Origin of the sequence: Parvibaculum sp. (genome assembly GCF_019635935.1) — a bacterium.
Classification (GTDB): Bacteria; Pseudomonadota; Alphaproteobacteria; order Parvibaculales; family Parvibaculaceae; genus Parvibaculum.
On sequence record NZ_JAHBYN010000001.1, the window covers coordinates 840157 to 853087 of the forward strand.

The window sequence follows — 12931 nt, forward strand, 5'->3', positions numbered from 1 at the left end:
CGACGGAAAATGACCGACGAGATCAAGCGCTCCGTCACCATTGCCGGCCATCGCACCAGCATCTCGCTGGAACGGCCCTTCTGGGACGCGCTGAAGGAACTCGCCTGCTCGGAAAAGACGTCGGTCAACGATCTCGTGCGCCGCATCGACGCGAGCCGCGGCGGCAAGGGCACGCTCTCGGCCGCCGTCCGCCTTTATGTGCTTGACGGCATGCGCAAGCGAAGCGACGGAAGCTGCAACACCTGATCTATTGTGTGAATGCCGGACGCCGTGGCGGTGGCGGTGGCGGTGGCGCGGCCCGCGTTTCCGCCGGCAGGCCCATCAGTTCGCGTAGTTCGCGCGTGGTGCCGCCCGCTTCCTTCAGACTCTCCGCCAGCAGCCGCTCGGCAACGAACGCCTGCAGATCGAGCATTTGCTTCTTTACGTCGATTTTGCCGCCGCGCCCCGTTGCAACAATCGAGAACGCCGGCGCGCCGTCGGGCTTCTCCGGAACAATCGTCAGTTCCGCGTCGGCGGCAAGACGCGGCAGGTCATAAAACGCGAGAAGCTTTGCCGTGCCTCCGGCGAGCGCCAGCTCATCGTCGGCAAGACGCAACACACCGTCCTCGATCGTAAATTCGCCTTCGAGCCCGCGCGCCGCCGTCTCGCCGGTCTGTAGCGTATCGCTGACAAGCGAAGGAAAATCGTCGATGTCCTGCAGCGTTTCGAGCGCCGCGCCGAAAGCCGCGACATCGAGCGGCGCGAAGGCAAGGCCGACGGCCTTGATCGCGCCCGTGCCCGCCACCGAGGATACCAGCGCCAGCCAGCTTCGCCCCTGCGCCTGAAGTTGCATGGCGATTTCGGCGCGACCCTTGCCGGGCACGGCGCCGAACGCGTCGCGAAAAATTTCGGCGACGCCCGCATCCTCGATCAGCGCCGTCAATCCGATACCGGGCGCACCCTTGCCGCCTTCGATCCGGGCGCCGAGCGACACCCGCCCGCCGCCAAGCTGGCCGATGAAAGGCGACGCCGAAAGCACGCCATGCGACAGCGACAGCCGCGTCGTCACATCGCCGGCCGCCAGCCTGCCGAGCCGCACCGTGCCCGCCTTGAGATCGATCTCGCCATCGAGTGCGCCGAGCATCGACCAGTCGAGCGCCGCAGCGGGCCAGGCCTCATCCTCCGAGCCGACAAGCGAGGTGAGATCGAGCGCATTGCCCTCCAGCGCCCCGGTGAGCGAGGGCAGCTTGTCCCCCTCGCCGGCGCGCCACAGAGCATTGCCCGACAACCGGAAGTTACCGGCAACGCTCTCCATGCCGGAAAGGGAGAGACTTTGCTTGTCCCAGGTCACCGCCGAGGAAAACACGAAGCCGGGACCGGATGCCTGCTTGCCGATCCAGCGCGTCAGCGGCTCCGGTGAACCGAAAGCCGCAAACACGGAGAGAATGCCGGGCGCCGCGATGTCGGCCCGGCCCTCGAAACGCAGCGCCTCGAACGGATCGGTGGCGCGGCCATTGGCCGTCAGCGTCATGCTGCCGATATTGGCGCGGAAATTGACCCGGTAAGGTTTGTCGCCGGCGCCTTCGAGCTGCAGCGAGACCGAGCCCGGGGCCGTCAAGCTGTCGCGCGGTTCGAGCCCAAGCTGTTCGAGAAGAACGCGCCCCTCGTCATTGGCCGCATTGGCGACGATGTCGAGGCTTTCAAGGCCACTTTTCCCATGACGCCGTTTCAGCACGGCATCGACACGGCTGCCGCGCACGGTCCCCTTCATTGTCAGCGTGTCGACGCGCAAATCACTGTCTGCGGCCTCGCCCGAGGCGCCCGTCACTTCGATCGACACCGGCCCGCTGGCATCCGGCACGGAAAAATTGCCGAGCGCCAGCAGCCCGCCGAAGCGCTCGCCCTCGATATGGCCGGTGAAGTTTCCCTTCACGTCGTCGCGCCGTCCCGTCGTGACGCCGCTCAACTGTCCTGAAAACGACAGCCGGGCACCGGCGATGTCGTCGGCCTCGAGCCGCCGCACATCGAGCGCGCCACCCGTCAGCGCCGCGTCGACGACCAGGCCGCGAATATCCTCGCTCCAGATGCCGAGGCTTTCGGCGCGCATCCGCAGCGCCATGTCGTTCGATGCCAGAAACCTCAGCGGATCGTCATTGCCGGCCAGCAGCGCACGCAACGGATCCGCGTCGAAGCGCGTCACCCGCAAATCCGCATCGATGAGCGGCCGGTTGCCGGCGAGCCGGTAGCCGACGCTGCCGCGAAGCGATGGTGTCGCAAGATCGCGCGCATGATCGGCGGTCAGCGCCGTAAACTCGAGCGCATCGGGCGTCGCCCGCAAGCGCGCCCGCACCGAGAAAGGCCCGCCGCGCGGCACGGGGCGGGCATTGATCTCGCCATTGTCGGCGGCGAGCCAATGCGCCAACGCCGCGAGATTGCCGCTGCGCGCGTCGATCCGCCCATCGAAATCCGGTTTGTCGTCGCGGCGGGTCAATCGTCCCGTCAGCGAGATTTCGGTCTGCCCGCCAAGCTCGCCGCGCGCCGTCTCGACATCGAGAACGCCGTTCGCCAATGCCAGCGTCAACTCCGCATTGCGGACGATTGCACCCGGAAGCGCCAGCGCCGCGACCGAAACATGCACCCCGCCATCGATCCAGCCGGGAAGCGGCAGCGCCAACAATGACGAATGCGGCATGCCGCCGGCACCCCCGGCCGGCAATAGCCGCTCAAGCAGCGGCGCGGCGGTGAAATTCTCGGATGTGAGTTCGAGCGAGAAGACCGGGCGATCCGCCCAGCGCGCCTGCGCGCCGCCGTTCAGCGTCGTGCCGCCGGCGGACAGCACGAGATTGCGGAACGTCGCCGATTGCGCCGTGGCAACGAGCCCGCTATCGATGCGGATCGGCGCCTCGTCGCCGCCGATCTCCAGACGGCCATTGCCGTCGAGACGCGCTGCGGCTGAAAATTCCGTCGCGACGCCGGAAAACAGGAACCGCGCGGGCCGGTCCCGAAGCTGAATGTCCGTCGTGACCTGAAAGGCCTTGCCGCCGGCAAACTCACCGAGGCCGAGCCGCAGCGCCAGCGGCACGCCATCCACGATCGCTTCGATCTCGGCGCGCAGCGGACCGACCAGCGATGTCGCAATCACCTCGCCGCCTACCTGTTCGGCCTGCCAGCGCCGCCCGTTTTCGCGGTTTGCGTATGAAATTTCGCCATTCTCGAATTGCGCCGCTTCGAGGCTGATCGAGGCGAGCGAAAACATGCCATCTTCGACCGTCGCATCGGGAAGTTCGAAAGCCGTCCAGTTGGTCGTGCCGTCCGGAAACACTTCGAGATTGATCTGCGGACGAACGATACGGACACTGGTGACGCTGATATCGCCGGTTATGAGTGGCGTCAGCGCCACCTCGGCGTCGATTTCCTCGAAGGTCGCGAGATGCGCCGACTGCGCCGCGCTGTGCGTGTTGACGATCTTGACCTTGCCGAGCGTCATGTGAGGTGCCGGCAGGATGCGAAGGCGAATGTCGCCGTCGATGCGAACCGGTGCGCCCAGCGCATACGAAGCCTGCGCTTCGATATCCCCGCGGAACTTGTTCCAGTCGATCAGGTTCGGTCCGACCAGCGCGGCAAACAGAAGCGCGACGATGATCCCCGCGATATAGGTCAGGATCGAATTCAAGACTGTCTCCAGCCGCACCCGGCGCGTAAACGCTGTATTGCCCCCGCCGGTTTGATGCCGACCGCCTTTGGCCTAAACTCACGGGATGAGCGGCGGCCAGACCGCCAGATGCGGTCGTATTGCGGGCAAACTATGGATTCGGACGACGGAAATATAGTCAAAATCTCCACCTTCCGGAAAAAGGCCCGGGATACGGCCAAATCGGAGAAGGCGGCACAGGCTGCGGCCAATCGCGTCCGCTTCGGCCGGACGGGCGCCGAGAAGAAGCGTGACAAGCTCGAACGGGATCGCACAGAGCGGCGGCTCGACGGTACGCGCCGGGAAACGCACCCTGACAAACCGGACAAATCCGGCTGAGTACCGCCGGGCGGCGCTGGTCCGAAAATCATAATAGTCTCAACAGTTTGACCCAGGCGTCCCGCGCGGCGCGCGATGGCATACAGGATAATAGATAGTGGCATTTCAGTCCGTTGTTAAAGTCACGCGCATGAGAGTTCTCGCGTGACGCCCGCCGCGCAGAGCATCGCCCTCCCAATCGGTATGAACACGCTGGCGCGCCGCCGCGCCCTCCTGTTTGCGGGCCTGGCCGCGCTCCTTCTCGCCGGATGCGACGCCGCCGAAGACGGCGTCTGGCAAGGCTATGCCGAAGGCGAATATGTGCGCGTCGGCCCGATCGACGGCGGCACGGTCGAGGAGATCGCCGTTGCGCGCGGCGACCGCGTCGAAAAAGGCGCCCTGCTCTTTCGTCTCGACATGGCGGCCGAAACAGACGCTGCCGAACAGGCCGCCGCGCAGCTCGCCGAAACGAAAACGGCGCTCGACGACGCCCAGCGCGAATTGAAACGCATGGAAGACCTGTACGCCGGGGGCAGCGTGAATCAGACGGCACTCGAGACCTCGCGCGCGCGCCGCGACCGCGCCGGAGCGCAAATGCTGACCGCCGCCGCCGCACACGATCAGGCGAAATGGCGCCTCGCGCGACGCGAAGGCCATGCACCGACAGCAGCCTTCGTGCAAGACATCCTTCTCCGCGAAGGCGAGTTCGCCGCCGCGAGCCAGCCTGTCGTCATGCTGCTGCCGCCGGAAAACATCAGGGTACGTTTCTTTTTACCTGAAGCGGATCTCGGCCGCATACGCATCGGAAACCGGGTGGCACTTTCCTGCAGCGGCTGCCCCGCCGCACTCGACGGCACGATCCGCTTCGTCTCGACGGAGATCGGCGACCACCCGAATGAAAAACGCGCCTACATGGTTGAGGCAACGCCGAACGCGACGCCCGAAGCGCTGCGCCCCGGACAGCCGGTGACGGTGAGCCTCGCGCCGGACGGCAACGAAATGTGAGGCGGATCGACCCTCGATCGAGCGTGGAATCGCGGCCGCTGTCATCGATCTGTCAAAAATCTGTCACGAACGTCGTGCGCGGCGACTTATCCCCGGGTTTATCCCGCAACTTTCACGCTGCGTTTTGCTGTCGTGAAAAAGTAATCCCCGGTTTTTGACCCATCGCCGAAACGGAGCGGGGCCGCCTCCCGGAAGAGACGGCCCCACGCTCGCGCGGCAATCGAAAGTCAGTTGCCGCCGACAGTGTCGCGCACCTTGTCCGTGGCGTCGTTCACAGCATCGCGCGCCTTGTCCTTTGCGTCGCCATAGGCGCCCTGAATCTTGCCTTCGGCCTTGTCGACCTTGCCTTCGGCTTCGAGCTTTTCATCGCCGGTCATCTTGCCGACCGTTTCCTTGACGGCGCCCTTGGCTTGTTTTGCGGTACCTTTGATGCGGTCCTTGTCCATGTCGTTTCTCCGTGGTGAGAGGAATGGCACGGGACGGCTGAACGCCGCTCCGCAATTCGCGAGTGTCACCAGACAGAAGAAACATGCCGTGAGCAGGGCCGGAATAAGGCAATTTCGTCACATTTCGGCGAAATATATTCCTTATACGGAGAATATCTTCCCCGGATTGAGGATGTTCCGCGGGTCGAGCGCCTGTTTGATGGCGCGCATGACGGCGACGGCTCCCCCATGCTCCGCTTCGAGGAACTTGATCTTGCCTTCGCCGATGCCGTGTTCGCCGGTCGAGGTGCCGCCGAGCGAAAGCGCGCGGGCGACCATGAGATCGTGAATACGTGTCGCTTCGGCAAGATCGCGCGGGTCTTCGGGGTCCATCAGCAGCAGCATGTGGAAATTGCCGTCGCCGACATGGCCGACAATCGGCGCTTGCAGGAACGAGGTTTCGAGATCGGCAAGCGTGCCCGAAATCGCTTCAGCGAGACGCGAGATCGGCACACAGACATCGGTCACCATGCCCTTCTTGCCGGGTTGAAAGGCGAGCGCCGCGTAATAGGCATTGTGCCGCGCTTCCCAGAGCTTCGTCCGGTCTTCGGCTTTCGCTGCCCAGGCCGAAGCGCCGCCGCCATGTTCGCCGGCAATGGCCGCAAAGCGTTCGGCCTGCTCGGCGACGGAGGCCTCGGTGCCGTGAAACTCGACAAAGAGCGTCGGCACTTCGGCGAGCGAAAGTTTCGAATAGGCGTTGCAGGCGCGGATCGACAGCGGATCGAGAATTTCGATGCGCGCAATGGGAAGTCCCGACTGGATGGTTTCGATGACGGCATCGACCGCGCCTTCGAGCGTGGCGAAGGGGACGACGCCGAAACGGATCGCTTCCGGGATACCGTAGAGGCGCAGCGTCACCTCGGTGACGATGCCGAGCGTGCCTTCCGAGCCGACCAGCAGCCGCGTCAGGTCGTAGCCGGCCGAGGATTTGCGCGCCCGCCCGCCGGTACGCACCACCGAGCCGTCGGCCATGACGGCGGTGAGGCCGAGCACGTTGTCGCGCATCGTGCCGTAGCGCACCGCATTGGTGCCGGACGCCCGAGTCGCCACCATGCCGCCGATGGTGGCGTCGGCGCCGGGATCGATGGGAAAGAAGAGCCCGGTGTCGCGGAGATATTCGTTGAGGGCTTTGCGCGTGACACCCGCCTCGACGCGGACATCGAGATCTTCCGCGTTGACTTCGACGATGCGGTTCATCTGTGTGAGATCGAGCGATAACCCGCCATGCACCGCCGAGACATGACCTTCGAGCGAGGTGCCGGCGCCGAAGGGGATGATGGGGAGCCCGTGCGCGGCGCAGATGCGGACGATCGCCGCAACTTCATCGGTCGTTTGCGCGAAGGCAACGGCGTCCGGCGCGGCGACGGGATGCCAGCTCTCGTCGCGACCATGCGCCTCGCGCACCGCCGCCGCAGTCGTCAGGCGCGCGCCGAAAAGCGCGGCAAGTTCGCCGAGCGCCGCCGCCCTTCCGTCCGCGTCTTTCGCCGCTTTGCTCATGGCGCTGTCCTTGATCTTCGCGAGGGTCAGTCTAGCATACCACCAATTCGTCATCGCCCGCTTCAGGCGGGCCATGACGATTGAAAAAGAACGACAAACGACGGGAAACAGGAACGCCAATGACCGGACAGCCGATGGAATGCCCGATCCGCAAGGTCGAGAAGCAATGGGTCGATCTCAATGGCCATATGAACATGGCTTATTACCATCTGGTGTTCGACGAGTCGCTCGACGTCGCCTTCTCCGCGCTCGGTATCGGCTGGGACTACACGCAGAAGGGCGAGGGTTCCTGCTTCACGGCGGAAGTGCATGTCTGCTATCTGGACGAGGTGAAGGAAGGCGACCCCTTGCGCGTCACCTATCAGATGCTCGACGCCGACGCGAAACGCATCCATGTCTTCGGCCATATGTATCACGCCGAAAAGGGCTATCTGGCCGCGACCTCGGAACAGATGTGCATCCATGTCGACATGAAGTCCCGCCGCGCCTCTCCCTTCCCGCCCGAACAGCAGGCCCTGATCGCCGAAATGATGAAGGCGCATCAGGGCATGCCGCGCCCGGAACAGGCAGGGCGGGTCATCGGCATCAAGCGGAAGTAGGGCATCGCCGGCCAACAACTGCTACAATGCCGGAATCATGACCCCAGCCGACGATCCCTTCGACCTCGGGGCGATCCCCGAAGAAACGACTGCCCGTTCTTCAGCCAATATGGCGACCAGCGCGGCGGCGATGGCGGCCATGCGCCCGCCCTATCTCGAAGGGCTGAACGCCGAGCAGCGCGAGGCCGTGGAGGCGCTGGAGGGCCCGGTGCTGGTGCTGGCGGGCGCGGGCACCGGCAAGACGCGCGTGCTGACGACGCGGCTGGCGCATCTGCTGGCGACCCGCAAGGCCTGGCCGAGCCAGATCCTCGCCGTCACCTTCACCAACAAGGCGGCGCGCGAAATGCAGCACCGCATCGGCATGCTCATCGGCGGCGCGGTGGAAGGCATGCAATGGCTCGGCACGTTTCACGCGCTGGGCGCGAAGATGCTGCGGCGCCACGCGGAGCTCGCGGGCCTGCGCTCCGACTTCACGATTCTCGATGCCGACGATCAGGTCCGCCTGATGAAACAGATCATCGTCGCGGAAAATATCGACGAGAAGCGCTGGCCGGCGCGGCAACTGGCGGCCTATATCGATGGCTGGAAGAACCGCGGGCTGACGCCCGACAAGGTGCCGGCCGGCGAGGCCCATGCTTTCGCCAACGGCAAGGGCGGCGAACTTTACGCGGCCTATCAGGCGCGGCTGAAGGTGCTGAACGCGGCCGATTTCGGCGACCTGCTGCTCGAAGTGCTGCGCATCTTCCAGGAACACCCGGAAGTGCTGGCCGAATGGCAGGAGCGCTTCAAGTACATGCTGGTCGACGAATATCAGGACACCAATGTCGCGCAATATCTGTGGCTCAGGCTGCTGGCGCAGAAGCACAAGAATATTTGTTGCGTCGGCGACGACGACCAGTCGATCTATGGCTGGCGCGGCGCGGAGGTGGACAACATCCTGCGCTTCGAAAAGGATTTTCCGGGCGCGAAGGTGATCCGCCTCGAACGCAACTACCGCTCGACCGCGAATATCCTCGGCGCGGCCTCGGGGCTGATCGCCGCCAACGAGCAACGCCTCGGCAAGACGCTGTGGACCGAAGCCAACGACAATGAGGGCGAGAAGATCAAGGTCGCCTCCTATTGGGACGGCGAGGAGGAAGCCCGCGCCGTGGCCGAGGAAGCCGAGCAGTTGCAGCGCGGGGGGCACCTGTTGCGCGAAATGGCGATCCTGGTGCGCGCCTCCTTCCAGATGCGCGAATTCGAAGACCGCTTCATCAATCTCGGTATTCCCTATCGCGTGGTCGGCGGCCCGCGCTTCTACGAGCGCGCCGAAATCCGCGACGCCAACGCCTATCTGCGCCTGATCGCGCAGGGCGACGACGACCTCGCCTTCGAGCGCATCGTCAACAAGCCGCGGCGCGGCCTTGGCGACGTCGCGCTACAGACAATCCACCGCCTCGCCCGCGCCGAAGGCATTTCGCTGTTGCGCGCCGCGAAAATGCTGGTGACGTCCGAAGAGCTGAAGCCCGCCGCGCGGCGCGCGCTGGCCGGCTTCGTCGAAATGGTCGAACGCTGGCGGGCGCTGGTGCCCGGCATGCCGCATACCGAGCTTGCCGAAATCGTGCTCGATGAATCCGGCTATACCGAGATGTGGCAGAACGACAAATCGGCGGATGCGCCGGGCAAGCTCGAAAACCTGAAGGAACTGATCCGCTCGATGGAGCATCACGAAACGCTGGCGGGCTATCTCGAACATATTTCGCTGGTGATGGAAATCGAGCAGAACGACACCGCCGACAAGATCAACCTGATGACGCTGCACAGCGCCAAGGGCCTCGAATTCGACACGGTGTTCCTGCCCGGCTGGGAAGAGGGATTGTTCCCGCATCAGCGCGCGCTGGACGAGAACGGGCTGGCGGGGCTCGAGGAGGAACGTCGGCTGGCCTATGTCGGCATCACGCGCGCAAAGCATCGCGCCTATATTTCCTTTGCCGCCAACCGCCGCATCCATGCGCTGTGGCAGTCGTCCCTGCCCTCGCGCTTCATCGACGAACTGCCGAAGCATCATGTCGAAGTGACCGAAAGCGCGATGGCGGGCGCGAGCTACCAGAATTACGGCCAGAGCCGCTTCGCGCAGGATTTCGCCCGCGACAGCAACTACACAAGCCCCGGCTGGCGCCGCGCGAAGGAAAACGCCGAGGCGGCGTCGCGCGTCCGCCCGCCCGCCTATGAGACCCATGCCGATCTGGTGGCGACCAGCGACCCGGCGGCCGCCAGCTACAACACCGGCGAGCGCGTCTTTCATCAGAAATTCGGCTATGGCGAAGTGATCTCGATCGACGGCAACAAGCTGACGGTCGATTTCGACAAGGCGGGCCGCAAGAAGGTGATCGACAGTTTCCTGGAGCGGGTGTGAGGGCGTGACTGCGTTCGCAACGACATCTGCCGGATACACAATTGTCATCCCGGCGAAAGCCGGGATCCATGTGCCTCGCGGCACAACACGGGTTATCGAACCGCTCATGGACCCCGGCTTTCGCCGGGGTGACACTGAAGTTGCTGCAGTAGCGGCGGCAAACGCACCATGACCACCCCGCTCTGGAAATTCTCTTTCATCGTGCCCTACGAGGCGGCCGACGCCTTCTCCGACGCGCTGGAAGCCGCGATCTGGCCGGAGGCGCTTTCGATTTCGACGCTGGAGGCGGAGCCCGGTTCGTCGCCGCTGGTCAAAACCGCGTCGGACTGGAACGAGGTCGAGGCGCATGGGCGCTGGCGCGTCGAGGCGCTTTACGACGAAAGGCCCGACGAGGCTGCGCTGCGCGTGCTGCTGGCCGCACCTGAAGGCGCGACCGGCGCCAAGGCCGACAACCTGCGCATCGAGCCGCTGCCCGACGCCGACTGGGTGGCGAAATCGCTGGAGGGGCTGGCACCGGTGCGCGCCGGACGCTTTTTCGTCTTCGGCCGCCACGACGCCGACAAGGTGCCGGCGGCATGCATCCCCATCGAGGTCGAGGCCAATCAGGCCTTCGGCACCGGCCACCACGCGACGACGGCGGGCTGCCTTGAATATATTTCCGAACTCATCGACGAACGCCCGCCTGTCCACGCGCTCGACATCGGCACCGGCACCGGGCTGCTCGCCATCGCCCTCGCAAAGGCGACCCGCCGCGCGGTGCTGGCCTCCGACATCGACCCGGTCGCGGTCGAAGTGGCGCGAGCCAATGCGCAGGCAAACGGCGTCGGCCCATGGGTGACGGCGGTGACGGCGGCGGGCTTCGACCATCCGGCGCTGGCCGCCCGCGCGCCCTACGACCTGATCGTCGCCAATATCCTCGCCCGGCCGCTGGTGCGCCTCGCGCCGGCTTTCGGCCGGCATCTGGCGGCGGGCGGCACGCTGATCCTGTCGGGCCTGCTCGGGACGCAGGAAAACATGGTGACGAGCGCCATGACCATGCAGGGCCTGCGGCTCGTCTCGCGCAAGCCGAAGGGCGATTGGGTGACGTTGCGGATGCGGGGGTGACCCCCCATTGCCCCGCCCCCCGGCGCAACTTACATTCATTCCATGTTCCAGACCTTCGACGACACGGCGAACCCCTCCCTCGGCATCGAACGCGCCGCGCGGCTGCGCGCCGAGCTGAAGCGGCGCGGGCTCGACGGATTTCTCATTCCCCGCGCCGACGAGCATCAGGGCGAATATGTGCCGGCCCATGCCGAACGGCTGCGCTGGCTGACCGGTTTCAACGGTTCGGCGGGGCTTGCCATCGTGCTGATGGACAAGGCGGCGATCTTTATCGACGGGCGCTACACGCTGCAGGTGCGGGCGCAGGTCGACATCGACACGTTTGAGCCGCAGCACCTGATCGAGGAGCCGCCGTCGCGATGGATCGAGGAAAACCTCCCGAAAGGCGCCAGGCTCGCCTACGACCCGTGGCTGCACACGATCGACGCGGTGGCCCGGCTCGGAAAGGCCGCGGAGAAGGCCGGCGGCTTGCTGGTGCCGGTGGACAGCAATCCGCTCGACACGATCTGGACCGACCAGCCCGACGCGCCGACGGCGAAGGTCGCGCCGCATCCGCTCGACTATGCGGGCGAAGCGGCATCCGACAAGATCAAGCGGCTGGCATCCGACCTGATGAGCACGGATGCCGACGCCGCGATGCTGACCATGCCGGATTCGATTGCCTGGCTTTTCAACATCCGGGGCGCCGACGTGCCGCACACGCCGCTGCCGCTCTCCTTCGCGCTGCTGCATGAAGACGGCCACGCCGAACTCTTCATCGACGAGCGGAAGCTCGACGACACGGCACGCGCGCATCTCGGCAATATCGTGACGGTCAGGCCACGCGACGACCTGGGGCCGGCGCTGGACGAACTCGGCCGCAAGAAAAAGACCGTGCTGGTCGATCCCGCGACCTGCGCCTCATGGATCGACGACCGGCTGCGCTCAGCCGGCGCCGAAGTGAAGCGCGGTACCGACCCTTGCGAATTGCCGAAGGCCTGCAAGAACGAGGCGGAAGTGGCCGGCACCCGCGCCGCGCATCTGCGCGACGGGCGGGCGCTGACGAAATTCCTCGCCTGGCTGGCGCGCGAGGCACCGAAGGGCAAGGTCGACGAGATCGAGGCCGCGCAACGGCTCGAAGGTTTCCGCTCGGCAACCGGCGAATTGAAGGATCTGAGCTTCGACACGATTTCGGGCGCCGGCGCCAATGGCGCCATCGTTCATTATCGTGTGACCGAGGGCACCAACATGCCCTTGAAGCCCGGCGAACTCTTTCTGGTGGACTCCGGCGCGCAATATATGGACGGCACCACCGACGTGACGCGCACGGTGGCAATCGGCACCCCGGACGCCGAGCAGCGCAACCGCTTCACCCGCGTGCTGAAAGGCCATATCGGCATCGCGACCGCCCGCTTCCCCGAAGGCACGTCCGGCGCGCAGCTCGACGCCTTCGCGCGCATGGCCTTGTGGAAGTCCGGCCTCGACTACGATCACGGCACCGGCCACGGCGTCGGCTCCTATCTGTCCGTACACGAAGGGCCGCAACGCATATCGAAAATGGGACATCAGCCGCTGAAGCCCGGCATGATCGTTTCGAACGAGCCCGGCTACTACAAGCCCGGCGGCTACGGCATCCGCATCGAAAATCTCTGCGTGGTGACGCCGCCCGCGCCTATCGACGGCGGCGAGCGCATGATGATGGGCTTCGAAACGCTGACGCTGGCGCCCATCGACCTCGCGCTGGTGGAAAAGAGCCTGCTGACCGGCGAAGAAGTCGAATGGCTCAACGCCTATCACGCCCGCGTGCGCGGCGCGCTGGCGGACGGGCTCGACGCGGAAACGAAAGCCTGGCTCGAAGAGGCGACGCGGGCGATTTAAA

General features: G+C 65.3%; 10 protein-coding genes. 7 read left to right on the forward strand and 3 right to left on the reverse strand.

Annotation, left to right across the window (positions count from 1 at the left end):
* Positions 1 to 9: 9 nt before the first annotated feature.
* Positions 10 to 246, forward strand: coding sequence for a ribbon-helix-helix domain-containing protein (locus KF719_RS04325; protein WP_293507367.1), 237 nt, complete (start codon positions 10 to 12; stop codon positions 244 to 246).
* Between the two features lies 1 nt (position 247).
* Here the strand turns inward: KF719_RS04325 and KF719_RS04330 are convergent, their stop codons facing one another.
* The gene (locus KF719_RS04330; protein ID WP_293507368.1) at positions 248 to 3652 is read right to left on the reverse strand and encodes an AsmA family protein; all 3405 of its coding nucleotides are present in this window, start codon (positions 3650 to 3652) and stop codon (positions 248 to 250) included.
* Positions 3653 to 3784: 132 nt separating this feature from the next.
* On the opposite strand from KF719_RS04330, the gene KF719_RS04335 reads away from it, so the two are divergent.
* Both KF719_RS04335 and KF719_RS04340 read left to right on the forward strand, forming a co-directional pair.
* Positions 3785 to 4009, forward strand: coding sequence for a DUF4169 family protein (locus tag KF719_RS04335; RefSeq protein ID WP_293507370.1), 225 nt, complete (start codon positions 3785 to 3787; stop codon positions 4007 to 4009).
* 144 nt (positions 4010 to 4153) lie between these two features.
* The gene (locus tag KF719_RS04340) at positions 4154 to 4993 is read left to right on the forward strand and encodes an efflux RND transporter periplasmic adaptor subunit (protein ID WP_293507372.1); all 840 of its coding nucleotides are present in this window, start codon (positions 4154 to 4156) and stop codon (positions 4991 to 4993) included.
* A gap of 227 nt (positions 4994 to 5220) precedes the next feature.
* Here KF719_RS04340 and KF719_RS04345 read toward each other — a convergent pair whose 3' ends face one another.
* Together KF719_RS04345 and KF719_RS04350 are read right to left on the reverse strand one after the other, a co-directional pair.
* The gene (locus tag KF719_RS04345; RefSeq protein WP_293507373.1) at positions 5221 to 5439 is read right to left on the reverse strand and encodes a CsbD family protein; all 219 of its coding nucleotides are present in this window, start codon (positions 5437 to 5439) and stop codon (positions 5221 to 5223) included.
* A 141-nt stretch (positions 5440 to 5580) separates the two neighbouring features.
* Complete coding sequence (locus KF719_RS04350; protein ID WP_293510577.1) at positions 5581 to 6975, reverse strand: FAD-linked oxidase C-terminal domain-containing protein; 1395 nt, start codon at positions 6973 to 6975, stop codon at positions 5581 to 5583.
* 119 nt (positions 6976 to 7094) lie between these two features.
* On the opposite strand from KF719_RS04350, the gene KF719_RS04355 reads away from it, so the two are divergent.
* The 4 genes from KF719_RS04355 (at position 7095) to KF719_RS04370 (ending at position 12930) form a co-directional block, all read left to right on the forward strand.
* Complete coding sequence (locus tag KF719_RS04355) at positions 7095 to 7574, forward strand: thioesterase family protein (RefSeq protein WP_293507375.1); 480 nt, start codon at positions 7095 to 7097, stop codon at positions 7572 to 7574.
* Positions 7575 to 7683: 109 nt separating this feature from the next.
* The gene (locus KF719_RS04360; RefSeq protein ID WP_293510578.1) at positions 7684 to 9969 is read left to right on the forward strand and encodes a UvrD-helicase domain-containing protein; all 2286 of its coding nucleotides are present in this window, start codon (positions 7684 to 7686) and stop codon (positions 9967 to 9969) included.
* Between the two features lie 168 nt (positions 9970 to 10137).
* Positions 10138 to 11073 (forward strand): 50S ribosomal protein L11 methyltransferase, encoded by a 936-nt coding sequence (locus tag KF719_RS04365; protein ID WP_293507377.1) that lies wholly within the window; start codon positions 10138 to 10140, stop codon positions 11071 to 11073.
* Positions 11074 to 11115: 42 nt separating this feature from the next.
* Positions 11116 to 12930 (forward strand): aminopeptidase P family protein, encoded by a 1815-nt coding sequence (locus KF719_RS04370; protein WP_293507378.1) that lies wholly within the window; start codon positions 11116 to 11118, stop codon positions 12928 to 12930.
* Position 12931: the final 1 nt, after the last annotated feature.